This is a genomic window from Paremcibacter congregatus, from assembly GCF_006385135.1.
Classification (GTDB): Bacteria; Pseudomonadota; Alphaproteobacteria; order Sphingomonadales; family Emcibacteraceae; genus Paremcibacter; species Paremcibacter congregatus.
In genome coordinates, this window is the sequence record NZ_CP041025.1 from 3,862,084 (window position 1) to 3,886,558 (window position 24,475).

Genomic DNA, 24,475 nt, shown 5'->3' on the forward strand with positions numbered 1-24,475 from the left:
TCTATAGTTTTTTACTTATATAGGCTTTTCTCCATGTCTCTTATTCTTGATTCCCTTCCCACAACAGAAGAATTTTTCCGTGACTTTTGGAATAAAAAGCCCTTTGTCGTGCGCGGTATGATCCCAAAGGAGATCACAGGCGCCCTGATTGATGAAGACCATCTCGCGGGACTCTCACTGGAAGAGGACGTCAAATCCCGCCTGGTGCGAAAAGGCGAAACACAGCGCGACTGGACATGTGATCACGGCCCCTTTGACGAGACGGTTTTTGGCGAATTAGGCGAAGAAGACTGGAGCTTGCTTGTCCAGAATACCGACCAATTTCATGAGGAAACGGCGGCGCTTCTGACATATTTCAACTTCACCCCCCGGTGGCTGCTTGATGATATTATGGTCAGTTTTTCGCCAAAAGGCGGCACCGTAGGCGCGCATACGGACAGTTATCATGTTTTCCTGGTCCAGGGGAAAGGCGAAAGACGCTGGAAAGTCGCCCATGATGCCCTCAAAAATGAAGACTATATCGAAGACATCCCCCTCAAAATATTAAGAAACACCTTTGAAGGGGACGACATCACCGTCACAGAAGGAGATGTCATTTACATTCCCCCAAGGTTTGCCCATCAAGGGGTCAGTTTAGCACCCTCCCTCACCTATTCCGTGGGATTTCTAGGGCCGTCCCTGTCCGAAATGCTCAGCGAATTTGGCCATTACATAGAAGAACATCACCACGACATCCCGCGATATCTGGGTCAAAACCTCAGCGAAAGCGCCGTCCCCTTTCAGGTTGCCCCAAACCATATTAATGATTTAAAGTCTTTTATGACTGAGATTTTCGATCAGGATTATTTCACCAAATGGCTGACCCATTATTTTTGCGCCCCCCATCAAACTTATGACGATACAGATGATGACGCCCATGATGACGCCCATGATGATGATGATAATGCAACGGACATCATCGCGGGAAATATCCTGCTGATCAAGCCACCCGCCGTGAAATTAATGTTTACCCCTTTGAACGTCCCGCAAAAATATTGTATCTCGGCAGGTGACTTCACCTTCGAACTGGATTTTTCTGATCTGTTTCTCGTCAATATGATGGCGCAGGAAGCCCCCTTCTCAGCGGAACTATTTACCAACCATCCTGAAATTTTACAAAATCTACTCGACCGAAATATTCTTGAAATAGCCCCCTGTAAATAAGGGGTCTGGAGCAACGGACAGTAAGCCTGCCTTGTCAGAATCCAGAGCAGTGGTCCGAATCCGGGTACACCCCACCCTGTCCCCTCCTCTTGTCCTCACCCGCGATCAAGCCGTCGAGATTGTCATGGATTCCATCAATCCGAATATTTCGCCATGATTTTTATCGTAGAGTAAAGGCCTGATACATTACGTTTCCTAAATTCTGTGCCATGAAATTCTCATGAAACCTCAAATTCTAGCTCTTAAGGCGGTATCCCGTCTTGAAAATCCAGGCGAGCACGGCGATGCACAACAGGAGAAAAACCAGAATCATAATCAGGCTTGTCATCAGACTGACGTCGGAACTTTCATAAAAGCTCCAGCGGAAGCCGCTGATGAGATAGACCACCGGATTGAGCAGGGACAGTTTTTGCCAGAAGGCCGGCAGCATGGTAATGGAATAAAAACTGCCCCCGAGAAAGGTCAGCGGCGTCACGATCAACAACGGGATAAGCTGCAGCTTTTCAAACCCGTCCGCCCAGATGCCAATGATAAAACCCAGAAGGCTAAAGGTGACGCAGGTCATCACCAGGAAGAAGGCCATCCAAAAGGGGTGCTGGACCTCTAGCGGCACAAAGAAACCGGCGGTGAACAGCACAATCAGGCCGATGACGATCGATTTGGTCGCCGCCGCCCCCACATAGCCGATGGTAATTTCCAGAAAGGACAGCGGCGCGGAGAGGATCTCATAGATCGTCCCGGTGAAACGGGGAAAATAAATGCCGAAGGAGGCGTTGGAAATGCTCTGGCCCAAGATAGTCAGCATGATCAGTCCCGGCACGATGAAAGCCCCATAAGGGACGCCGTCGATGTCGCTGATGCGCGACCCGATGGCCGATCCGAAAACGATAAAATACAGCACCGTGGAAATCACCGGTGCGGCAATGCTCTGACCGATGGTGCGGAAGGTGCGCGCCATCTCGAATTTATAAATGGACCATATCCCGCGATAATTCATGCCTCACCCACCAATTGTACGAATATTTCTTCCAATGAACTTTCCCGGGTATTGATGTCCCGGCATTTCACCCCCTCTTGCTTCAACCGTTCCAGAAGCCCCACCGGACCGTTGTCTTCTTTGGTCGGGTCATAGGTGAAAGTCAATTGCATACCATCGTCGGACAGATGCAGATTGTCCCCGGACAGAGCCCCGGGGATTTCCCCCAGCGGCGCGCAAAGCTCCAGCACCAGTTCTTTCTTGCCGAGCTTCTTCATGAGGGTTTTCTTGTTTTCCACCAGGATAAGCTTACCCTGATTAATCACCCCGATCCGGTCGGCCATCTGTTCCGCCTCTTCGAGATAATGGGTGGTGAGAATAACCGTAACGCCGGTATCGCGAAGGGCGCGCACCTGGTCCCACATGGATTTCCGCAACTCGACATCGACGCCCGCGGACGGTTCGTCAAGGAACAGGATGTCGGGCTCGTGGGACAGGGCCTTGGCGATCATGACCCGCCGTTTCATACCGCCGGACAGCATGCGCAACTGGGCATTCTTCTTGTCCCACAGCGACAGTCTTTTCAACAATTCTTCGAGATAGTCACGATTGGCCGGTTTATCGAACAGGCCCCGGCTGAAACTGACCGTATTCCAGACCGTCTCGAAGGCGTCTGTCGTCAGTTCCTGAGGCACAAGACCGATGTGGCGGCGCGCCTGGCGGTAGTCTTTCACCGAGTCCAGGCCGAGAACCTCGACCCGGCCACCGCTCGCGGTCACGATTCCCGTGATGATGCTGATCAACGTGGTTTTTCCGGCGCCGTTGGGCCCGAGCAGGGCAAATATTTCTCCCGGCTGCACGCTCAGGCTGACATCATCCAGGGCGAGAAAACCGCCGTCATATCTTTTAACAATATTATGAACTGCTATTGCGGGGGTCATGATGCTTCCGTTATGTTTTATTTGTCTGTGACGGAACGGCAATGACCGCGTATTTCCGTCGAAATCGTGCGTCGCCGGGAGGCAGGATTTCAGGTGATATCCCCCGTCACCAACAGTGTCGCCGCGAGGGCAATATAACTGTGGCAACTTTCCCCGTCAATCACCAGATCAATCCTTTCAATGGGCCGCCGCCTTGCCGTTATACGCTAAAAAGATGAGTATAACCGCTTAAAAACCCCGATCGCGGAGTCCATTGTCGTCAAAATTTTCCGAATGAATAATGAAATTTATTTTGGCAGAACCGATTGGACCGGCCTGGATTTAGCTCATGCTCAATCTGACGAAGGACGCTTCTGCGTGCAGGATAAAATCTCGAATCCGGGACGGGGGATGTCTGACCTGGCCCTGATCTGCGGATCAGAATGGGAACGCCTGCCGCATCCTGCACGCGGTTATATTGACGACCGATTATTGTGTACTATGGCGTGCATGTATAATATGGTGAACTCACAATAAACGGGGAAGCAGATAATATGGGGACACTATTGGCCCATCCCAGAGCATTCATCAAAGCCGGCATCCGGTCCGACACGTTGTCGCCGGACCTCAACCGCACCCTGGCGATCATTCGGGTGGGCTTCAATGAGGCCAGCAGACCCGTTCCCCGCCGCGCGCCGCCAAAAGCAGACCCACACCCCACAGACGATAACTTCACGCCACCGGTGAAAAGCTTACGCGCCGGGCAGACCCTCAAACCCCGCAAAGACCCGGCAAACCTGAACAAAAATAACCTCGGCCGGATCCTGCGGATTTACAGCTTTGACGACCACCAAATCTTCCCCGGCCGGCAGATCTTTGTCGAGGTCAATCAGAAGAAAATGACCCGCCCGAAAGTTTGGGCGGCGGTGCGCCAACAGCTCGACGCCCTGACGGCGCCGGTCTATCTGCGGGTCGATCACGCCCGCGGGGTGAATGGCGCGGTCCGTCACAAGTCGCCCTTTTACCATCATGTCCTGTCCCGGGGCCGACTGCTCTATGAGGACGGCAGCAACATCTGGGCCTCTGATCCGGCGCCGGAGGACACAGACCCCGCCGCCCGCGCCCAGCGCCAGCAGGATCAGTTTCAGGCGGAGATCGCGGCCTTTATGGCACAGCAGCGTCAGTTCTTTCGGCAGAAGAATTACCGCCGCGCCGGCGCCCAGCTCCGCAACAGCATCGAGGCGGCCTATCATATGCTCCTCACAACCCTCCACGGCCACAGCTACCCCGAAACGGACATCGCTTTCCTGCGCGCGCGGGCCGAGGCGCTGGCCCCCGACCTGCGCCAGCCCTGGTTCCACGGGACGGAGGACTATGAGGCCGAGTTCGACCGCCTGCGTCACGCCCACGGCGGCACGCACCGGTTCCGGCAATATAAAATGAGCGAGGCGGAGATCAAACGCTTAAGCCTCTGCCAGAAAAGACTACTTAAAATGGCCGATAAATTATGTCAGAAGAAGATTGAGGGGTTGGGGTGAGAAGTTTGCTACTCGCCTATCGCGGACACTAGAGTATTGATTCACAGATACGAGTAAAATCAGAGGAGTATGAATTAGTGATGCTTATTGCTTACACCGCCTTTCTAGGAATGATTGGCTTGGGGGGGTTCATATATATCAATGGCCGGCCGAGAAAAATTTTCGTCAGTTATTACTCGAAAGGTAATAGTCATTTTAAAAATCTTATTATGGCTTGGGGAAAGACTAACCGACTAAATATAGAAGATGTGTCAACTGGTATAAAGATAAAAAGCAAAGACGAATATTACCTCAAAAAAAGAATAAGAGAACAGATTAACAAAGCAGATTATTTTGTTGTATTTATTGGCGAAAATACTCACACAAGACAATGGGTTAATTGGGAAATTGAACAGGCCAAAAATCTTAAAAAGAAAATTGTAGCTGTTAAAGAGAAGAAAACTCATAAATCACCGCAACCACTGCTTGGTTGTGGCGCAATCTGGATATATGGGTTTTGTGAAGAGGAAATAAAGAATGCTCTTAATGCTTAATGCTGCACAATGCAAAAAATAACTAAACATATCAAAGGGAATAGAAAATGGGATTACCAAGGACTTTTGTAGGATTTAGTAGTAACGACATTAAAAGTTATGGCCTTATGAAGGCTTGGAAGGCTAACAAAAATATTGATTTCAACTTTACTGACTGTCAGTTAAATACAGAAATCAAATCAGAAAACGAACAATATATAAAAAGTAGGTGTCGTGACCGAATTAATATGGCTGGAAAATATATTCTTCTTATTGGAGAAGATACTAAAAGTAAGCACAAATATGTGCGCTGGGAGGCTGAGGTCGCAATCGAAAAGAAATGTACAATTATAGGAGTAAACTTGGACGGTTCCCGTATTATGGTTAAGGATACATGCCCTCCAATTATACGAGAAATAGGAGCTGTTTTTGTCTCATTTTCTCCTAAAATTATTGCCCATGCCATCGTAAACTATGAGATGGGAAGTGATGGTCTTTCATATTATTATGAAGATCAGATATACAAAAAACTAGGGTGTTAATTATGCCCATTAAAAAGTTTGATGATGAGCACCTTCCTGCACTTTTTCAATCTGCAGATATGGCGTCCCTGAAAGCTCAGTCTCGCTATTACTTCGCGCTTAAAAGTTATCTGATTTTACTTGTTATTGCTGCTCTTATAGCATTTTATTTTCCTAATGAATCATATGGTGCATTAGCCTCTGTATCCCTTTTTCTGATTACATTAGGTATATTAATATGGTTGAATGTGCAAAAACCCGAAGATACTTGGTACAATGGAAGAGCTGTTGCTGAGTCAATAAAGACAAGATCTTGGCGGTGGGTTATGAGAGCAGAACCCTATGATCACGAAGTCCCTGAAGAACAAATAAGAAAGGAGTTTTTGTCAGATTTAAAGTCAATTCTAAATCAGAATAAGTCGTTATCCGGGCATTTGGATTCACAAAATAATAATGGCAATGCCATATCAGATGAGATGAAGGAAATTAGAAATCTTCCTCTTGAAGAAAGGCTGGAAATATATAAGAAAGAGCGTGTTGGTGATCAAGCAACATGGTATGGAAAAAAAGCCCTCTTCAACAAACGTAAAGCAAAACAGTGGTTTATAATATCTATAATTTTGCATTCTCTGGCGGTATTTATGCTTTTGTATCGGGTTAAGGAACCCTCAATATCATTACCTATAGAGGTCGTAGCAACCGCGGCGAGTGCCGTTTTAACTTGGCTTCAATCAAAGAAACATAATGAGTTGAATTCTTCTTATTCTCTTGCCGCGCACGAAATAGTGTTAATTAAAAGCGAGGCGGAAGACGTTGAATCTGAAAAATTGCTCTCGAATTTTGTAGTAAACAGTGAGTCAGCATTTTCAAGAGAGCATACTCAATGGTCTGCAAGGAAAAGAACCTAATCATAGTGATGTTGGGGAATTAATCTCTAGATATGGCTCTGTTGAAAAGAACTCACAATTATAAATCTATTGGGTACGATGAGGAGTAGTTTGAGCTTGAAAGCCATATTAGAAGATGCAGTCATTATAAGATCATTTGTTTTCAAAAGGGATTTTAATGAGAGTAGAAACAGAATACAAAAAAAGCGGTCTTTTTTGGTTGCCCGAAAATGAGAATAAAAAGATTCCTGGTACATTAATCATCAGCGACGGTGGAAAAATAGAATTAGAAGTTATTGGCCTTTGGGACGAAAGTGCCAAATCTTTTAATGACGATTACGAAATTACAAGAATAATAGGTGATATTGAACAAGGCGGGCTAGTTACCCTTAATGATTGTTTTTTCGCCAACAAGTCATACGGAACAGGATGTATATCAAGGATTATCGTTAATGGCGCTTTAGTTGGGGCCGCTTGGGAGAAAGATGAAAAAGTTACCTTTAACACTCTATCATTTTCTGTTGATTGTCTGGATGAATGGGTTGGAATTCGCAGTTTAAGTACCGATACGGATCAGAATAGAAGGACAACAACAATTAGCTGCAAGCTACCAGAGAACATTGGCTTTACATTAGATAATGGCATGGAACTTGATATTTTTTTCCGCCGAGTGTTGTTAGAAACTTCAAACCCGCCAGAAGCAAAAATTACTCAACTGACTTATTTTAAGTTAAAATCTAAAGAATTACGGGGCCTATCAGAATTCACAGATGTTGCTTTCAAGCTTACAAATTTAATGTGCTTTGTAATGGATGAAACCGTGACAATGAAAAATATTTCAGCAACAACGTTAGAAAAATTAAGCGATTGGGGAGGGAACAAAAAATACCCCACACCAATTTCTATTTACTATGAAAGCAAACCCTACTCTGAAAAAGTGCCCAGCCAGGCACAACATAAAATGCTGTTTAATTTTGATTCCATCAAGGACAACGCACAACTTATATTTAATAAATGGATAAATGCGTATAAAGATTTATCCCCAGCTTTAAACTTATACTTCTCGACACAAAATGGCGGTCAAAAGTTTCTTGAAGGAAGATTTTTAGCCCTTGCTCAAGGACTTGAAAATTATCACAGAAGAACGAACGATGAAACGCTAATGGATTCAGAGGAATATAATTCTTTGAGAAAAAAGATTCTTGACGGATGTCCCCGAGACCAAATGAAGTGGCTAGAAGGTCGGTTAATGCATGGAAACGAAATCAATTTTGGAAAGCGACTTAAAAGGATTATAGAGCCTTTTAAAAAATTCCTAGGAATTAATAAAGAAAGGGAGAGCTTCATCTGGGATATAGTTTCAACAAGAAATTATCTGACTCATTACAGCAAGTCTTTGAAAGACCAAGCCGTTGAAGGTATAGAACTCTGGGAATTATGTGAGAAAATGGATGTTATTTTTCAATTCCATTTTTTGAAGGTTATTGGTTTTACAGATGAGGAGATCAATAGTGTGGTAGAAAATTGCTATCCATTACAAAGAAAGCTAGAGAAGTTTAATAAATCATAGAACAAGGGTGCTCCAATGCTGTGTTGGATACTATTCGATAGAACGTTCTTATCTAATTAAGTTTCATCCGTATCGTCGCACTTTATAATTGCGCCCAAAAACTTATTCCCGTATAATGATCTTGCTCCCGGTATGTTTTTTTCCGTGGGAAATCGTCATCTTTGATGGCGTGTGCTTCGAAGAGCACGACGACTAGAAGAGCGCCTTTGTCTCCCGAGTGTCTTTCATGTACGGAGCAGCGCAAACGAGATTTGTGGTTTACAGAATAAAGGGTTATCCCTATCCTGTGAATTCGTTGGCTTACGCGAGTGAGCCAATGTGGCCGGGCGGAAAGATTCTTTTTGAGTTTTTTTGTCGGGAGCGCTGCAAAACAACTTGCAGCAGGCGTCTAGTCGCGTCTCTTCGAGCCCCGAGCCGGGCTTTTTTTTATGACAAAGAAAGCCCGGTCCCAGTCCAGGGCATGATCATCAGGCCCTGGTCGCATCAGAACACAGAGGCCCCAGATGACCGACAGACCTTCACACGCCCACACCTCGCCGCCGCCCCACCGGGATGACGCCCTTTCGGAAACCATTCCTTCAGACCCCGCGCCTTCAGAATCTCTGACGCCTCCGCCGACATCCCGCAGCCTGTGGGACATCGCCCACCCGCTGGAGGTGGCGCACAGCATTCTGCTCCACCACCCCGATCCGATGCAGGAGCTGCGGCGGCGGGTGCGTTATGCCCGCAAACGCGACAACCCGGAGGAAAACCTGCGGTTCTGGGGCGAGGTCGCGGCCTATCTCAAGGCCGCCCGTCATTATAGCTGGGATGTGTCCTGACCCCGCCGAAGTGATCCGTTAAGAGGTTTTTTTGGTCATCAAATCACGGAAGTTTGAATCAAAAAAACCAGCAAGTTATGTGACTTACTGGCTTGTGATTTGGTTGCGGGAGCTCGAACTAAACGGAAGTTGACACAACGGATCAAATGTAACGTGAAAAGTGTCTAACAAACTAGGGCATCTCATCCAGTCCTCAAGTGAAACCGCTTCGCCTCGGAATAGTTAACATACCAAAGCCAGTGGCTGCTTACCTCCCGTCCCTTTGTTCAACTCTTCTCATCACCCGCAACAGATTGCCCCCCCATATTTTCGCGATATCTTGCTCGTTATACCCGCGCGCCACCAGTTCCCGAGTCACATTGGAGGTCTCAGAAGCGTCATCCCACCCTTCAATGCCGCCGCCGCCATCAAAATCAGAGGCAATGCCGACATAGTCAATGCCAATCAGCTTAACCACATAATCAATCTGATCTACCAAATCTTTGACGGACGCCCTCCGCCATTTCGCATCAACCTCCTTCTTCAGGCGCAAATGATAGAGTGCCAAAAGCTCGGGTGAGGCAGTGCGCTCCATATGAAAATCGATCAGCCCCAAGTCCTGACGAATATTTTCCACCGCCGCATTATATTCAGCCGAGCGCTGCTGCAGAAACAAATCCACTGCCGTAATTTGCACCACACCGCCTGCTTTTTTCATGGCCAAAAGTTGCTCGTCATCCATATTTCGGGGATGATCCACAAGAGCCCGCACCCCGGAATGGGAGGCTATGACGGGGGTCTTTGAAATTTTTGCCGCCTGCATCATGGTTGTCTTCGCCGCATGAGAGACATCCACCATGATGCCCAACTCATTCATTTTGGCGATCACTTCCCGCCCGTAAGCGCTTAACCCACCATGTTCCTCGGGCGCATCCCCAAAATGGTCTAAAGGCTGGGCGCTGTCGCCAATGTCATTATGACCATTATGAATAAGCGTAATATAACGCGCCCCCAGATCATAATACCGTTGGAGCAAATTGATATCCTTGCCGATGGCAAAGCCGTTTTCTATACCGATCAAGGCCACTCGTTTGCCGGTTTCAGCAATCTTGCTCACATCATCTGCGGTCAGAGCCAGTCCCACACGTTCAGGATAGGTCCGCACCATGCGGTGAATGGCTTCGAACTTCATGAATGATGCTTTTTTTACCGCCTCATATTCCCAGTCATTGCGATACTCCTGATCCACATAAACAATAAAGAAAGCCGCATTGAGACCGCCGGCCTCCATTTTATCCAAACTGACCTGTTGATGAAGGTCCCGGGCTGCATCGACCATCGGCGTGGCAAAATTATAAGGAATATCAACATGAGTATCCATCGTCAGAACCTCAGGTATGCTTAATTGATCCGTCGTCTTGGCATAAGCCGCAACAGATGTCCCTATCATCAATAGGCTGCACAAGGCGCGTGTATAATTCTTCATCCTGTTTTCTCCGTTTTAAATGTTTAAGTCTCGTCTAGAGCAAAACCAAACTGGCGATAATATAGAGGATCAGACTGATCCCCCCTGCGGTCAAGGCATAGGGCAACTGAGTGCGTACATGTTCCAAAAGGTCACAGCCACTGGCAATAGCTGATACTGCTGTCGTATCCGATATGGGGGAACAATGATCCCCGAACACGCCGCCCCCCATAATGGCCGACAATACCAGAGACGGCGGCAGGCCCAATTCATTAATCAGCGGCACCCCAAGCGGAATAAGAATGGCGAAAGTTCCCCAAGACGTTCCCGTGGTGAAGGACATCAATCCTCCCGCAATAAACAGCATCGGCACGACCAGATACAGGGGTAAAAAATCCCCCACCAGTCCGGCAATAAAGATTCCTGTCCCCAGTTGCTTCAAACTGGCTCCCAAGGCCAAAGAAAACAAAACAATCGTCACCAGGGGTAAAAGTTCCCCCATACCGTCAAAAGAAATTTTAACCAATTGAGAATGACCGAATTTCCCGGACATCAGCATCATGATATATCCGGTCAGACAGGCGAGCGCCGTCGCATATAATACTGATTTTGATCCGCTGCCTTTAGACAGATCCCCGTCCCCCGTCCAATACATAAAACTAACCATGCCCAGGACCATAACCAGCAGAGGAACCACCATAAAACGCGCCTTGGTTGGGGCGTGTTCCGGTATAGGGCTACTGTCTCCTGTATCCATTCGGGCCTCGGCCGCCTTCAGGGGTCCATGAACCCGGCCGGTATAAGCCGTGTAAAAAACGATCGCCAAAGTCACCAATGCATAAAAATTAAGAGGGACCGTTCCCCATAATATTTCCGCAGGGCTTAATTTCAGGTCATATCCGGCTAACAGGGCCAAAATATAAGCCCCCCACCCATTCAGCAGGATCAAAATACACACCGGGGCGCTGGTGCTATCGATGATATAGGCGAGGCGCGCCCGGCTCATGCCATATTTATCAAACAGACCACGCGATAATATACCGGCCGTCAGAACGCTTAAATTGGATTCGATAAAAACAACCATCCCCGTCAGGCTGGTTAGCGCACTGACCGAGCGCTGACCGCGCGCCAGACCACTGTTGATCAGGAGGCCCACCATGGCCGTCATGCCCCCGGACACCCGGATAAAGGCCAGAAGCGCACCGATCATCAGGCTGAATATCAATATGCGGCTGTTACCCGCGTCGGTAAAGACCGTCGTGACCCGTTCCAGACTGTTCAGGAGGCCCATTAGGGGCAGCGACACTCCAGGACTGGCTACCAGAAGAAGTTCCGATGTTAGAATGGCCAAAAACAAAGCCAGAATGACTTCCTTGCGCCATACCACAATAAAAATGGCCACAAGTGGCGGTAATACACTCAACGCTTCCATATCACCCGGTTCTCCCTTTTTCGCCGTGTCGTCTGTTTATCAATACGTCACGTCTGAACTATGCATTGAACCGGACCGGTGAATAGGCCTGAAGATCCAGTGACGTCTTTCCCGTACAAATCAGTTCCGCAATAAGCTGCCCTGTTCCCGCTCCCTGGGTCATGCCTAGATGACCATTCCCAAAGGCGAGAAACAAGCCCGGATCTCTACTAGCTTTGCCTATCACCGGACGGCTGTCCGGCAGAGAAGGTCGATACCCCATCCAGCGGTCTGTCACATCATTCCCCAGTTTTGGTAGAAAATTCTGAGCCACTCCCGCCAGTTTTGTAATGCGATTATAGTCAGCGGGCTGATCCAGACCGGCCAATTCAACACAACTGGTCATCCGAATGTTCGGCCCCATGGGACACAGGGCAATATAGCGATCCATGTTGATCACCGGTCCACTCAGGGACGCCGCACTGTCAAACATCAGATGGTATCCACGCTCTGTTTCCAGCGGAATATGATAACCCAGGGGCTCTAATAAACGTTGTGACCAGGCTCCCGCCGACAACAAAACTGTGGCGCATTCATGGGGGCCTCCGGTCAATTCCAGTCGATATCCGTCTGCCTGCCGTTCAATCGCCAATACATCCGCTTTTTTGAAAATAGCCCCCCGCGACAATGCTGCGGCGCATAGGCGCTTCATAAGTTTTCCGGGGTTGGTGATAGCCAGAGATTCCGTCTGGCAAAGCCCCCCGTAAAAAACAGGCGCAATATCCGGCTCCCGGTCACAAATCTGCTCTCGGTCCAGAACCTCATAGGCGATGCCCAGTTCGGTCATCAGCTGTTGCTCCAGCCGGGTTTTGGCAAAACTGGCCTCGCTTTCATACAGTTTGAGCCATCCCGTGGCCTGAACCAAATCACCCAACTTCAGATCTGCCACAGTTTTTCGCCAGGCCGCAGCGGACACAAGATTGAGATCGCCGATCGCATGGGCTGTCGCCAGCGCGTTTCGTTCTGAACTCGTGGCGCAGACTTTTGCCACCCAGGGGACGGAACGATGCCAATATTGAATTGGCAACATCAGCGGCGCCAACGGGTCAATCAACATCCCCGCCCCTTCCTTGATAAATCCCGGTTTTCCCATGGGCATCATGTTACCGATGGATATAGACCCCGCATTGCCGTAGGACGTCTGCTCTCTATCACCGGGCTCGTGACGGTCAATGAACGTCACCGCTACGCCTCTCTCCAAAAGCTGCAGCCCTGACATAATGCCGATAATTCCGACGCCGAGAATAGTAACTTCTGTGGGGGATGCAGGGTGCACGGGCTTGACTCTCAATTTGGGCTCTACTCTTGTTTGGCTTTACTCTTGGGGTTCCTCAGTTTGGAATAATTTATGCCAACTATTATTCTGAATGTAAAGACTCTTTGCAAACCCCCGTGAAATAACACCATAAATTCCGCAATATTGAATGAAAACGTCTTGTTTTGATAATTTTCCCTTCCCATTATTTACGGGCCTGTTATAGTTTGAATAATTTATTCTATCACCTATCAAACGCAGACAAATTTTAGACTCAAATACCTATAAAAACAGGGAACAGACTAAAGTGATCACAAACGGTTTTACCTATCTGGCTGTTTTAATATTTATTGGCGGCGCCATTAAGCTGCTGGAAGATACAAAACGGTTCAGAATATTTGACTATGTGCCCGGTGTGGTTGCCCTGTATTTTATCGTTATGGTCCTCGCCTCTCTGGGGCTCTGGTCCGAAACTGATAGTGTTTCCACCACCTATAGCGGCGTCAAAGGTAATCTACTGCCGGCCATGATTTTCCTGATGTTACTCAAAGGCGACCTGCGACAGATTGCGGCCCTCGGCCCCCGCATGCTAACGGCCTTTGCCGCCGCGTCAGTCAGCATCGGCATTGGTTTTATTATCACCTACAGCCTGCTGATGCATTGGCTGCCGGACGGTTCCTGGAAGGCCTTTGCCGCGCTCAGCGGAAGCTGGATGGGCGGGACCGGCAATATGGCCGCCATACAGGGAGCCTTGAATGTACCGGATTCGAGCATGGGTTATACCCTGCTGATGGATTCCATAGACTATGCCATATGGGTGATTCTTCTGCTTGCTCTGGTGCCCCACGCCCCGATCTTCAATCGCTGGACAAAAAGCAATTCTCGTCTGCTGGATGAGATCGGCCGCAAGATCGAGGCGGAAGAAAACAAGACCCCGCGCCCGTTGAACTTTACCTCACTGATTTTTCTGATCGGGGCCGGTTTGATGGCCTCGGCTGTGGCCCAATCCCTGGCCGGACTGATGCCTGTCAGCAGCTTCTTCTCCCAGACGACCTGGGCCGTACTGATTGTCACCGTTTTTGGTGTTCTGGCCGCCATGAGCCCCCTGGGCCGCCTGCCGGGATCGAATGAAATCGCCAACGTCATGCTCTATGCGATCATCGGCCTGATTGCCTCCAAAGCCGATTTTTCCGAATTGACCCAAGCACCGCTTTTTGTCTTTGCCGGTCTGATGATTTTACTGATCCACGGGGCCTGCATGATGGTGGCGGCCAAATTATTCAAGCTGGATCTTTTTTCCTGCGGCGTCGCATCGCTGGCCAATATTGGCGGTGTGGCCTCGGCCCCGATCCTTGCCGCCGCCTATTCTCAAGCCCTGATCCCGGTCGGCGTACTTATGGCGATGCTGGGGTATATCATTGGCACGGGCGGCGGCCTTTTGGTCGGGAAAATACTGGCTCTTCTAACTTAGAGAAAATTCATGACATACCGTAACATTGCTCCCGCAAAAAAAATAATGGCCTCAACGCTTATGACAGCAACCTTCGCCCTGCTGCTCACCGCCTGCGGGCCGCAAGACAGCCCGCTTCAACAGAGCTTACCTCCCCTGACGGATCCTTTTGTATCTGATGTCATGGGAATTACGGAAAAACACCTTTCTCCGGACCATTGGGTTGCCTCGTCATCCCGTTCGAAAATTTTGATGACAGCGGCAGAGATCCACGACTTCAATGCCCGTAATATAGCCGCAGAAAAAACCCTTTATAACCTCGCTTCCCTGCCGCAAAACTTGTCCAGAGACGATCTTTTGGCCCGCATTCGTTCCATCAGCAACGTCCCTAAATACCCCCGAATTTATAGCGATGGCACCCCTGTCACCCAAAAAGATTTTTCCCGGTACGAAGCAAGCCTCAACCTGGAGGCGATCAAAGAAAATAATATGCTGCGGTTCGCCATGGCGGTGCGTCGTACACCCTTACGCACCTACCCCACCCTTGACCTTCTGTTCAGTAGCGATGCGGATAATAGAGACATTGAACGGTTTCAGGAATCCACTCTGTTTCCTGCCGATATTGCTGTGATCCTTCATGAAAGCGTCGATGGCAACTGGTCCTTGATCCAGAGCAATACTTACATTGCCTGGGTTCAAAACAAGGATATCGCCGTAGGCGCTCGCGCTGATATTCTCGCCTACAAGGCGGCAAAAGATTTTCTGCTGGTGACGGGCGATAAAATCCACACCACCTATAACCCCGAGGTGCCGGAAGTCTCCGAATTGCAGCTGGACATGGGGGTTCGCCTTCCCCTCGACCGTCCAGAAGAATTTCAACATAACCTCTATGGCCAAAATCCTTATCTCAGCCATATGGTGAAACTCCCCATACGTCAACCAGACGGCAGCCTCGCTTTTCGTCATGCGCTGATTTCCCGCGCCAAGGATGTTCACGTAGGCTATTTACCCTTTACGGAAGAAAATATTATCCGGCAGGCGTTTAAATTTCTTGGCGAGCGCTATGGTTGGGGGCACCGCTACAATGGCCGGGACTGCACAGGCTTTGTTTCCGAAGTCTACAAAAGCTTTGGTATCCTGTTGCCGCGCAATTCCGGTGATCAAGCCAGAAGCCCCATCGGACAAAATACACGCTTTGATAAAGACACCCCCCGGGACGTCAAGCATACTGTCTTGCATCAATCCCGCGTGGGGGATATGGTCTATATGCCTGGGCATGTCATGATGATCCTTGGTCAGTCAGACGGACAACCTTTTGTGATCCATGACGTTACGGGGCTTGGTTATATGCAGCAGGATGGGAGTATATATAAAGGCACCCTGAACGGCGTCTCCATCACCCCGATTATTCCCTTGCAAAGCAACCCGAAACGAACTTATGTGGATACAGTATCCAACATCAAGTCTATTCGATGATCTTTTATCCAGGACCCTATTATGAAAATTACTGATTTCAAGCTCGCTATGCTGAATGTCCCCCTGGTAACCCCATTCAAGACCGCGCTACGTACCGTAGAGCGTATCGAAAATATCGTCCTTATCATTGAAACAGACACCGGCCACAAGGGGCATGGCGAGGCCCCGGCAACGGCTGTGATCACCGGCGACACCCACGGATCCATCATCTGCGCCATCAAGGATTATATCATGCCGCGCCTGATCGGTCGCCCGGTCACCGATCTCAATGAAATCACCCAAATCATCCAGGGGGCGTTGGTGAATAACCTAAGCGCCAAGGCGGCAGTGGAAATTGCTATTTATGACCTTTTCGCCCAGTATTTCAATACCCCTCTTTATAAAATTCTCGGCGGCGGACAACCCCAGTTGTCCACGGATATTACCATCAGCATTGATTATATTGACAAAATGGTCGCCGATTCCGTCCAGGCGGTCGAAGCCGGGTATGAAATCCTTAAAATCAAAGTAGGCAAGGATATCGGTCTTGATATCAAACGCATCAAGGCCATTTATGCGGCGGTAAAAGACCGCGCATTGCTGCGCCTTGATGCCAATCAGGGCTGGACCGCCCGTCAGGCCGTGGATGCTCTGGATATTCTGGAACAGGCTGGCGTCAAGCTCGACCTCATTGAGCAACCCGTGAAAGGCAAAGACCTGCAGGGCATGCAATATGTCACTAAACGGGTCCGGACGCCGGTAATGTCCGACGAAAGCACCTTTGGCCCGCGCGAAGTGATCCAGCTTATCCAGATGCAGGCGGCTGATATCATCAACATCAAGTTGATGAAAACCGGCGGCCTTTCAAACGCCATCAAGATTGCCGATATTGCGGCCATTTATGATGTGGAATGCATGATCGGCTGCATGCTGGAATCCAGCATCAGCGTGGTGGCCGCCGCCCATCTTGCCGTGGCTAAATCCCACGTGATCACGAAGATCGACCTGGATGGGCCGTCGCTCTGCAAGATCAATCCCGTTGAGAGCAAAACCTGTTTCAATGGACCGGAAATCACCCTCAGCGATGAGCCGGGGTTGGGCATTAAGTCGGTTAATAATCTTACGATGTTATAAATTCAGGGGATCATTTAATCCTTTATCAGAATTATCGGAAGGGCATGTTCAAGCGCCCCTTCTTTTTTGCTCCGGTTTTATTTCTCTCTATGAAACAGTAGGTCCTGGAAATCAAAACTGAAATCGGTATCTTCTGAAACGGGGATCATTTTCACCGTGACGATTTTGCCCGCCTCATCCGGCGTAAAAGAGACATAAGCGTCGGCCCCCATATTACGGTTATCCCACCTTACAATAAAAGTATTCCCTTCAAAGGGTTCGAGATTCCCTTGAAGCTGGATTGACTTTATCGAGCGGAACCGCAACCCCCTTTTGGTTTCCCGCACTTCCACCTGGCCGAACCACCGATCCCGATACAAGCCCACATAACGATGGGCGGGCAGCGCCATACTGCCGCTGCTCACTAGCGGGGCGGTCTTCGCTTTTGTTTCAGCCCTGGCCTCTTGCTGCGCCTGAGTATACTCTTTGATCCAGTTCTTTTTAGGAGCGCCCATATAGGATTTGACAATTGTTTGCATGACCGAAGACCGGGCCGCAGAATTGGACCCGTTACTCAGGATCATAATCCCGACTTCTAATTCAGGCACCAATGTCAGGTAGGCCTGCATGCCGGACAAGGTACCTGTATGGGACACCACTTCATATCCCCGCACATCCGCTTTGCGCCAGCCGAGGCCGTAAGTTTTGAAATGCGTGTTATCCCACGCTCTTTCTTTATCCGACAAAGGTAAGATAGTGTGGGACCGCCACATTTCGTCCCGTTGCTCTTCACTGAAAAGACGGTTTCCTTCGGGGCCAACGCCGCCTTGTAACTGGGTCATCATCCAGCGCGCCATACCCCGCACATTACAGACCATTCCCCCTGCCGCCGCCGAGGCTTTCACCGCGCCGTTAATGGCATTGCGTGGAATGGGGACAATTTTACCTTCCACAACCCCATGAGGGGTGGCCACATTATGGAGGCTTTCCTCCGGTATTCTCCCCGAATAACAGGCCATATTCAAGGGGTCCAGGATACGCGTCTGCACAAACTCTTCCCAGGAAGTGCCGCTGGCCACAGCCACTACCTCCCCGGCGACTATATAAAGAAGGTTATCATAAGCATATTCGCTGCGGAAACTGGTCACCGGATCCAGATGACGGAGGTTGTGAATAATTTCCGTGCGGGAGAATCCGGAAGGTTCCGGCCATAACATCAAATCTCCGGCGCCGGGCCCCAGCCCACTACGATGCGTCAGCAGGTCGCGGATGGTAAATTCCCCGGTCACCCAAGGGTCAGCCATTTTGAAATCTGGCAAATGGCTGGTGACCAGATCATCCCACCCGAGTTTTCCTTCATCCACCAAAATGGCGAGCGCCGCTGTTGTAAAGGCTTTGGTGGTGGATGCGATGCTAAACAACGTATCGGCGTCCACCTTGTCAGAGGCCGCGTAATCCCGTTTGCCATATCCCGCCAAATGCACAATCTTGCCCTTATGGACAATGCTGACGGCCATGCCCGGGGTGTTAAAGCGATCCAGCGCCTGCCGGACCACCTTTTTGATCTGCCACTGACTAGGGCCTTTTGACGGTTTAGCCTGGAGATCGGGGGAGAGGCCCAGGCCCAGGCCCAGACACAGGCTCAAGCAGAAACCCAGACAAAGGTGCATCACCTTGCCAAGCTTTAGACTATTCTTAGGATGATTTCTGACTGGTGACACAAACACTAATTTTCTCCCTAACTCTGGTTCCAGTGAGTGAAGTGCGCCAAACTGGAATAACTTATTCAATAGGTTTTTTGATAGCAAAAAATCTGGCCTCAGCTTAACTGTGACCCGAGGCGCGTCGACTATCGATAAGCAATTCACGCATATGCGCATTACGGTTCGATAACAGTAAAAACAAGGCATCGATGATATGTTGCAGGGCGACACGCCCGGCAATATGCGGAACATGTTCGATTTGACTAGCCACCGCCTCTTCCGAACAGAGAAACAGGCTAAGGTCGGCACAAAGACTGAGAGGGTTTACATCATATTCCGTTACGCTGATTACTGTGACGCCAGCCTCCTTAGCCGTTTCCGCCAGATCAACAATTTGGCTATTTTGTCCGGAAACAGACACCGCAAGCAGAACATCGCCCCGCTTCATAGAGGCCAGGTTAGCCTTTTGTAAAAACAGATCGCTTTCCGCAATAACCGACTTGCCCATGATCATCAGTTTGAGGGAAAAATCCTTTAAAAGGAGCGAGTACCCCCCGGCAGCAACAAATTGTATACGATGTGCCTCCTCAAGTACCCGAACAACATCAAGCAAAACCTCTTCCTGATTCAGCTCGGCAATGGTGTTTAGAATATCCCGTTTCATTCGGGCTATATCCTCAAAAACACCGCCCATGGCCGGCGTCGTCCGGGCACCGGCTTGAACAAGATCCGACTGTGTCGTTCCGCCTCGTCCCAAATCCTCGCTCACGGCCAATTTCAGGTCAGGATAGCCCCGATACCCCAGTTTCTGGCTGAACTTCACCACACTGGATTGACTGACTCCCACAGCCTCCGCCAATTGTTGTGACGAATAATCCCGCAGCAAAGACGCATTATTAAGAATAAAGTCAGCCAGTTTTCGTCCGTTACCAGACATTTCCCGGACCGAACGCTGCATTTCTCCCAAACAGTCTTTCATCAATTTCACCCACAGAATCTGCATATATCATAGTGGTTTTAAGAAGCGGCTACAGCCTTTGGACTGATGTCTCTTTCAACACACACCTCCGGCGCGACATTTTTGCCTCGCCTTTCTGGTATTATGCAGTTTCGACCATCATAATAAAATATATTATTCCGTGCAAGCAGCAAGAACTTGACAATAGGAATAATATATTCCAATTTTGCCTTTTCGCGCTTTGTGATGTGAACAGTTTCACTCCTGCGTACAAGCAAAAAGGCTACTATAAATGGATTCTTTTGCATATCGGCATCATAAACTGCATGCGGAAGATTTCCCCCTTGAGCGGATGGCCCAGGAAATCGGGACGCCCTTCTATTGTTATTCGACAGAAACGCTCATCCGTCATCATTCTGTATTTTGCGAAGCTTTTACGGACCGCGATTTCCTGTTGTGTTACGCCGTTAAGGCGAATACCAATCAGGCGGTGATTAAAACTCTCGCTGATCAAGGAGCCGGGGCCGATGTGGTGTCGGAAGGCGAATTACGCCGGGCCTTAAAAGCCGGCATCCCGGCGGACAAGATCGTTTATTCCGGGGTTGCCAAAACCAAGAGAGAGATGGCTTACGCCCTGGAAAAAGGTATTTTTCAATTTAACGTGGAATCCGAGCCGGAACTTTATCAGTTAAACGACGTAGCCAGCCGGTTGGGCAAGGTCGCCGCCATTGCCTTCCGCATAAATCCTGATGTGGATGCAAAAACCCATGCCAAGATTGCCACGGGAAGGGCGGAAAATAAATTTGGCGTACCTCTGAAAAGGGCCCGGGCCATTTATGCCGACGCCGCAAAACTACCCGGCATCAGGGTACAGGGGGTTGATCTTCATATCGGATCCCAATTGACAGACTTGGCGCCTTTTGAGCAGGCCTTCCATATCGCCGGAAAATTGGTGGAGGATTTACGACGAGACGGTCATGACATCACCGTTCTTGATCTGGGCGGCGGTTTGGGGATTCCGTATGACCAGACAGAAACAGCTCCTCCCTTGCCCCACCTTTATGGCCAGATGGCACAACGGATCGTTGGACATCTGGGTTGCAAGATTATTTGTGAACCCGGGCGACTTCTGGTGGGGAATGCCGGCATCTTGGTGTCCGAGGTTATTTATGTCAAAAAAGGCGAGGATCGTAATTTTCTTATCATTGATGCGGCCATGAATGACCTGATCAGGCCCAGCCTGTATGAAGCTTATCACGAGATCGTCGCCCTGGAGGAAACCGGCGCTAACCCGGTAACATACGACATCGTCGGCCCCGTCTGCGAAACGGGTGATACCTTTGCCCAAGGCCGGACCTTGCCCGAACTTGCAACTGGTGACCTTGTGGCCATCCGTTCCGCAGGGGCTTACGGAGCCGTAATGGCTTCGACCTATAATACAAGACGGCTTATCCCGGAAGTATTGGTAAAGGGTGACTCATATGCCGTTATTCGCCCTCGACCGGACTATGAAGACATCATTGGTCTGGATGTCCTGCCAGACTGGCTTGACTAACACAGCGCAGTCGCCCCTCCAATAACATGCAATACATGTTTTAGGACTGTTTCTTCAAAACAAAATCTGAACCATTTTGGCTCAGCCTTTTTGATCGTATCCCAAGTCAACCAAAGGCCTCCCCCTTCCTCACACCGTCTTGCCATACGTATAACATAGCCCCTTACCACTGATCAAAACAAGTAAGACAAAAACCTTACCTCTGGAATTGTTTTCAGAAATAATTTGCAAAATGGTATCTATAATAGTAGATAAGGTATTATTATGGAGTACAACAAACAATACCAATATTGCATTTTTCGTATGTAGTATTTGATTTTTTACATTGCTTTTTGCCACAATGCGAGACTTTAAAAGGGACAAATTATGAAATATAAAACCGCCAAATTTTTATCAACGACAGGGAAAATTGCGCTTCTTGCCGGCGTCGCTTTTGTAGGAAATCCTGTTTTCGCCCAAGAGGCAAAACAGCAGAATAAGCAGAATGGCCCCGCTGAAATGGAAGAAATTCTGATCACCGGTTCACGCATTGTACGCACCGATATTACAGCCACCAGCCCTGTGATGGAAATTAATGAAGAACAGATGCATATGGATCAGTCTGTTAACATTGAAGATATCACACGGAAAATGCCACAAGCCGCTGGTGGGGCCAATTCCACAGGCGCGACAGTTGGCGATTCCCTCGGCTCCTCAACCATTGATTTAAGAGGTCTGGGGCAAAACAGAACATTGGTTCTTATTAATGGCACCAGAGCTGTACCCTTCAGCTTCCGAAATTCCGTAGACGTAAACTCAATTCCCGCAGGCATGTTAAAAAAAGTTGAAGTCCTGACAGGCGGCGCCGCGGCTGTTTACGGCGCTGACGCCGTCGCCGGAGTGGTCAATTTTATCCTTGATGACAAATATGACGGTATTGAGCTTTCCGCAGGCTATAAATACGCCGCAGGCGGAGCCGCACTTTTTAATGCGGAAGTCACCATGGGCAGCGAAATTCAAGACGGTCGCGGTCATATCAGCGGTTATATCGGCTACTCAGAGCGCTCTAAACTCTTGGCGGGAGAGCGAGACTTCACCAGTAGTGTCAAAACCCTGATCCCGGGGGAAGGCGGGAACTTCACCGATGTTGCCAGCGGTAACTTTTTCGCCTACGACGGCAGTGGTAATATGACCACTACCCGTCAAACGACGGATGTCACGGCACAACGTTACCTGATTCAGCCCCTGAAACGCATGAATGCCGGTGTTTTCTTTAATTATGACGTCGTCGAAGATGTTGCCGAAGTATATGGCCGAGCCATGTTCTCTCAAGTCAAGGTAACCGGCGCCGGCTCTACAGGTCAAACACCTGTTTCCGTTAATGAAGTCGTTACTATTACCAACGACAACCCATTCCTGTCCGCGGAAGCTGCAGCGTTGCTGACCTTTAACGGCGACGGGGAAGCTCTGGTGAATGTTGAGAGAAATCTTGGTCTTGGTCTGCAAGAAACCAAACTGGTTCGTAATACATTCCAGGTTCTTGTTGGGGTGCGCGGAGACCTGGCCGACAATGTCCGTTGGGATATTTCCGGTCAATATGGCCGCACCGACGGCACCGCAACAGTTTATAATAACGGCATACGTACTGATAAAAACGGCAACAGTCGCTTTGGGGCCATTGCCAATACGGTTGATATTTTCGGCCCGGGCACTGACCTGAGTTCCTTAAGCAGCCCGATCATCCATTCCGACCGGGAAAGAACCCAGTCCGTAATTTCGGGTAACCTGACCGGCACATCTGCGGATATCTTCGAGTTACCTGCCGGCCCCATCGGCTTTGCTGTCGGCTATGAATACCGTAAAGAAGAAGGCGCTCAAACACCTGGTTCCGCTCTCAGCACAGGTACGGCTTACGGTCTTGGCGGCATCGGCCAGTTCAAAGACAGCTTTGATACCAATGAGATTTATGGCGAGCTCCTTGTGCCCCTGTTAAATGATCTACCCTTTATTCAGGAATTGAACGCGGAAGGCGCCTATCGCACATCCGATTATTCCAATACCGGTAAAGCAGATACCTACAAATTAGGTTTGAGCTGGGCTGTCAATGATGACCTGAGGTTCCGTGGCACACGTCAAACCGCAATCCGCTCGCCAAATCTCGGTGAATTCGCCAGTCCGGAAACAGCGCTTTCATTGGCTCTTTTTGATCCCGAAAGCCCCAGCTTCATCCCCCGCCTAGGCGGCCGTTTTGACGGTGACCCCTGTCTAGATGGCAGAGGGGATGCCACACAATGCGCCTTGTTCGGTGCCGCCGCGCCGGGAACGGCTTTTGACACCTCCAAAGCCATCTATACCTTTGGTGGGAATCCAGACATCAAGCCTGAAGAAGCGGTCACTTATACCCTCGGTTTTGTCTATACACCGAATTACCTCGACGGCATGAGCCTGACAGTTGACTATTATAATATCAAGATCACCGATGCGGTTAGCCAAATTCAGCCCATTTCTGCCCTGACAAACTGTTATATTGATAACCCGACCCCAGACAACCCCCTTTGTGGCGCAGTTCTCCGCGATTCTTCTACCGGATTGATCAGCAAGGCGATTGTCAATGACTTTAACCTGGCCAGCCTGAAACAAGCCGGTTTGGATGTGGGTTTCCAATATCGTTTCAATGCCCCTGAAGGGTTTGGCGAAAGCATGCAATTTGGCTATCAAGGCAATATCGTATTGTCCCAATCACGTCAGAACAATGCGACCGTCGAACCTATCGACTGTAAAGCCACATTTGGCACCTCCTGTACCGGTGACTTCGCCAGTGTATTGCAGGCCGGCTACAAACACCGTGTCACCCTTGACTGGAGCAGCGAAAATGTTAATGTCCAGCTTGGATGGCGTCGGATTGGCAGTGTCAAAAACGTTCTGGACGAGACAGACGTGATTGACGCTCAGAATTATGTCGATATTGCAGCCGTCTGGAACATCACAGAAAGTTATCAGTTGACCGCGGGTATTGAAAATATCTTCGATAAAAAGCCACCACTTCCAGCTTCAAATAGCAATTTGTACGGCACCGTCAGCGACTATGATGTCATTGGCACAACGGTTGGTCTCACCTTCCGTATTCGCCATTAAGTGTACTTT

Annotated in this window: 20 protein-coding genes; 13 read left to right on the forward strand and 7 right to left on the reverse strand. The window is 49.2% G+C overall.

Annotated features, from left to right (window positions below; all coding sequences use genetic code 11):
- The first annotated feature begins 33 nt into the window (after nt 1-33).
- Nucleotides 34-1,203 (forward strand): cupin domain-containing protein, encoded by a 1,170-nt coding sequence (locus FIV45_RS16965; RefSeq protein ID WP_099473753.1) that lies wholly within the window; start codon nt 34-36, stop codon nt 1,201-1,203.
- 235 nt (nt 1,204-1,438) lie between these two features.
- Here the strand turns inward: FIV45_RS16965 and FIV45_RS16970 are convergent, their stop codons facing one another.
- Entirely contained in the window at nt 1,439-2,200 is a 762-nt protein-coding gene (locus FIV45_RS16970) for an ABC transporter permease (protein ID WP_099473755.1), read from the reverse strand.
- Nucleotides 2,197-3,120, reverse strand: a complete 924-nt coding sequence (locus tag FIV45_RS16975; protein WP_099473757.1) for an ABC transporter ATP-binding protein — start codon at nt 3,118-3,120, stop codon at nt 2,197-2,199. Before FIV45_RS16975 ends, FIV45_RS16970 begins: the two co-directional genes overlap by 4 nt.
- Before the next feature lie 273 nt (nt 3,121-3,393).
- Here FIV45_RS16975 and FIV45_RS16980 point away from each other — a divergent pair, with 273 nt between their 5' ends.
- From FIV45_RS16980 to FIV45_RS17010, 7 genes are all read left to right on the forward strand, one after another.
- On the forward strand, nt 3,394-3,636 hold the full coding sequence (locus FIV45_RS16980; RefSeq protein ID WP_099473758.1) for a hypothetical protein: 243 nt from the start codon (nt 3,394-3,396) through the stop codon (nt 3,634-3,636).
- A 17-nt stretch (nt 3,637-3,653) separates the two neighbouring features.
- Entirely contained in the window at nt 3,654-4,637 is a 984-nt protein-coding gene (locus FIV45_RS16985) for a hypothetical protein (protein ID WP_139932357.1), read from the forward strand.
- Nucleotides 4,638-4,717: 80 nt separating this feature from the next.
- Nucleotides 4,718-5,170, forward strand: coding sequence for a TIR domain-containing protein (locus FIV45_RS16990; RefSeq protein WP_099472863.1), 453 nt, complete (start codon nt 4,718-4,720; stop codon nt 5,168-5,170).
- A gap of 47 nt (nt 5,171-5,217) precedes the next feature.
- Entirely contained in the window at nt 5,218-5,691 is a 474-nt protein-coding gene (locus FIV45_RS16995; RefSeq protein ID WP_099472866.1) for a TIR domain-containing protein, read from the forward strand.
- A 2-nt stretch (nt 5,692-5,693) separates the two neighbouring features.
- The gene (locus tag FIV45_RS17000) at nt 5,694-6,578 is read left to right on the forward strand and encodes a DUF4231 domain-containing protein (protein WP_099472867.1); all 885 of its coding nucleotides are present in this window, start codon (nt 5,694-5,696) and stop codon (nt 6,576-6,578) included.
- 157 nt (nt 6,579-6,735) lie between these two features.
- Nucleotides 6,736-8,127: an ApeA N-terminal domain 1-containing protein gene (locus tag FIV45_RS17005; RefSeq protein WP_099472869.1), complete on the forward strand. Its 1,392-nt coding sequence runs from the start codon at nt 6,736-6,738 to the stop codon at nt 8,125-8,127.
- 503 nt (nt 8,128-8,630) lie between these two features.
- Entirely contained in the window at nt 8,631-8,948 is a 318-nt protein-coding gene (locus tag FIV45_RS17010; protein WP_099472871.1) for a hypothetical protein, read from the forward strand.
- A 247-nt stretch (nt 8,949-9,195) separates the two neighbouring features.
- Here the strand turns inward: FIV45_RS17010 and FIV45_RS17015 are convergent, their stop codons facing one another.
- The 3 genes from FIV45_RS17015 to FIV45_RS17025 are packed head-to-tail and all read right to left on the reverse strand — an operon-like array spanning nt 9,196 to nt 13,139.
- Nucleotides 9,196-10,413, reverse strand: a complete 1,218-nt coding sequence (locus FIV45_RS17015) for a dipeptidase (RefSeq protein ID WP_099472873.1) — start codon at nt 10,411-10,413, stop codon at nt 9,196-9,198.
- A 34-nt stretch (nt 10,414-10,447) separates the two neighbouring features.
- Nucleotides 10,448-11,824: a Na+/H+ antiporter NhaC family protein gene (locus FIV45_RS17020; protein WP_099472875.1), complete on the reverse strand. Its 1,377-nt coding sequence runs from the start codon at nt 11,822-11,824 to the stop codon at nt 10,448-10,450.
- 58 nt (nt 11,825-11,882) lie between these two features.
- Nucleotides 11,883-13,139 carry an NAD(P)/FAD-dependent oxidoreductase gene (locus FIV45_RS17025; RefSeq protein WP_133118576.1) on the reverse strand — a complete coding sequence of 419 codons (1,257 nt, stop codon included), beginning with the start codon at nt 13,137-13,139 and terminating at the stop codon, nt 11,883-11,885.
- A 286-nt stretch (nt 13,140-13,425) separates the two neighbouring features.
- On the opposite strand from FIV45_RS17025, the gene FIV45_RS17030 reads away from it, so the two are divergent.
- Genes FIV45_RS17030 through FIV45_RS17040 form a run of 3 tightly spaced genes read left to right on the forward strand, consistent with a single transcriptional unit; the run spans nt 13,426 to nt 17,157 of the window.
- On the forward strand, nt 13,426-14,589 hold the full coding sequence (locus FIV45_RS17030; RefSeq protein WP_099472879.1) for a DUF819 family protein: 1,164 nt from the start codon (nt 13,426-13,428) through the stop codon (nt 14,587-14,589).
- Between the two features lie 9 nt (nt 14,590-14,598).
- Entirely contained in the window at nt 14,599-16,044 is a 1,446-nt protein-coding gene (locus FIV45_RS17035; RefSeq protein WP_204602202.1) for an NlpC/P60 family protein, read from the forward strand.
- A gap of 21 nt (nt 16,045-16,065) precedes the next feature.
- Nucleotides 16,066-17,157 (forward strand): dipeptide epimerase, encoded by a 1,092-nt coding sequence (locus FIV45_RS17040; protein ID WP_099472881.1) that lies wholly within the window; start codon nt 16,066-16,068, stop codon nt 17,155-17,157.
- Nucleotides 17,158-17,234: 77 nt separating this feature from the next.
- Here the strand turns inward: FIV45_RS17040 and FIV45_RS17045 are convergent, their stop codons facing one another.
- Together FIV45_RS17045 and FIV45_RS17050 are read right to left on the reverse strand one after the other, a co-directional pair.
- The gene (locus FIV45_RS17045; protein WP_204602203.1) at nt 17,235-18,863 is read right to left on the reverse strand and encodes a serine hydrolase; all 1,629 of its coding nucleotides are present in this window, start codon (nt 18,861-18,863) and stop codon (nt 17,235-17,237) included.
- A gap of 97 nt (nt 18,864-18,960) precedes the next feature.
- Nucleotides 18,961-19,818: a MurR/RpiR family transcriptional regulator gene (locus FIV45_RS17050; RefSeq protein WP_133118577.1), complete on the reverse strand. Its 858-nt coding sequence runs from the start codon at nt 19,816-19,818 to the stop codon at nt 18,961-18,963.
- 271 nt (nt 19,819-20,089) lie between these two features.
- On the opposite strand from FIV45_RS17050, the gene lysA reads away from it, so the two are divergent.
- Nucleotides 20,090-21,352: a diaminopimelate decarboxylase gene (lysA, locus tag FIV45_RS17055; protein ID WP_099472886.1), complete on the forward strand. Its 1,263-nt coding sequence runs from the start codon at nt 20,090-20,092 to the stop codon at nt 21,350-21,352.
- A 366-nt stretch (nt 21,353-21,718) separates the two neighbouring features.
- Nucleotides 21,719-24,466, forward strand: a complete 2,748-nt coding sequence (locus FIV45_RS17060) for a TonB-dependent receptor domain-containing protein (protein WP_204602204.1) — start codon at nt 21,719-21,721, stop codon at nt 24,464-24,466.
- Nucleotides 24,467-24,475 lie beyond the last annotated feature (9 nt).

What these genes read in the sequence shown, in the direction of transcription:
- FIV45_RS16965 (WP_099473753.1), top strand. Translation starts at nt 34, where the DNA reads ATGTCTCTTATTCTTGATTCCCTTCCCACAACAGAAGAATTTTTCCGT.
- FIV45_RS16970 (WP_099473755.1), bottom strand. Translation starts at nt 2,200, where the DNA reads ATGAATTATCGCGGGATATGGTCCATTTATAAATTCGAGATGGCGCGC.
- FIV45_RS16975 (WP_099473757.1), bottom strand. Translation starts at nt 3,120, where the DNA reads ATGACCCCCGCAATAGCAGTTCATAATATTGTTAAAAGATATGACGGC.
- FIV45_RS16980 (WP_099473758.1), top strand. Translation starts at nt 3,394, where the DNA reads ATGAATAATGAAATTTATTTTGGCAGAACCGATTGGACCGGCCTGGAT.
- FIV45_RS16985 (WP_139932357.1), top strand. Translation starts at nt 3,654, where the DNA reads ATGGGGACACTATTGGCCCATCCCAGAGCATTCATCAAAGCCGGCATC.
- FIV45_RS16990 (WP_099472863.1), top strand. Translation starts at nt 4,718, where the DNA reads ATGCTTATTGCTTACACCGCCTTTCTAGGAATGATTGGCTTGGGGGGG.
- FIV45_RS16995 (WP_099472866.1), top strand. Translation starts at nt 5,218, where the DNA reads ATGGGATTACCAAGGACTTTTGTAGGATTTAGTAGTAACGACATTAAA.
- FIV45_RS17000 (WP_099472867.1), top strand. Translation starts at nt 5,694, where the DNA reads ATGCCCATTAAAAAGTTTGATGATGAGCACCTTCCTGCACTTTTTCAA.
- FIV45_RS17005 (WP_099472869.1), top strand. Translation starts at nt 6,736, where the DNA reads ATGAGAGTAGAAACAGAATACAAAAAAAGCGGTCTTTTTTGGTTGCCC.
- FIV45_RS17010 (WP_099472871.1), top strand. Translation starts at nt 8,631, where the DNA reads ATGACCGACAGACCTTCACACGCCCACACCTCGCCGCCGCCCCACCGG.
- FIV45_RS17015 (WP_099472873.1), bottom strand. Translation starts at nt 10,413, where the DNA reads ATGAAGAATTATACACGCGCCTTGTGCAGCCTATTGATGATAGGGACA.
- FIV45_RS17020 (WP_099472875.1), bottom strand. Translation starts at nt 11,824, where the DNA reads ATGGAAGCGTTGAGTGTATTACCGCCACTTGTGGCCATTTTTATTGTG.
- FIV45_RS17035 (WP_204602202.1), top strand. Translation starts at nt 14,599, where the DNA reads ATGACATACCGTAACATTGCTCCCGCAAAAAAAATAATGGCCTCAACG.
- FIV45_RS17040 (WP_099472881.1), top strand. Translation starts at nt 16,066, where the DNA reads ATGAAAATTACTGATTTCAAGCTCGCTATGCTGAATGTCCCCCTGGTA.
- FIV45_RS17050 (WP_133118577.1), bottom strand. Translation starts at nt 19,818, where the DNA reads ATGAAAGACTGTTTGGGAGAAATGCAGCGTTCGGTCCGGGAAATGTCT.
- lysA (WP_099472886.1), top strand. Translation starts at nt 20,090, where the DNA reads ATGGATTCTTTTGCATATCGGCATCATAAACTGCATGCGGAAGATTTC.
- FIV45_RS17060 (WP_204602204.1), top strand. Translation starts at nt 21,719, where the DNA reads ATGAAATATAAAACCGCCAAATTTTTATCAACGACAGGGAAAATTGCG.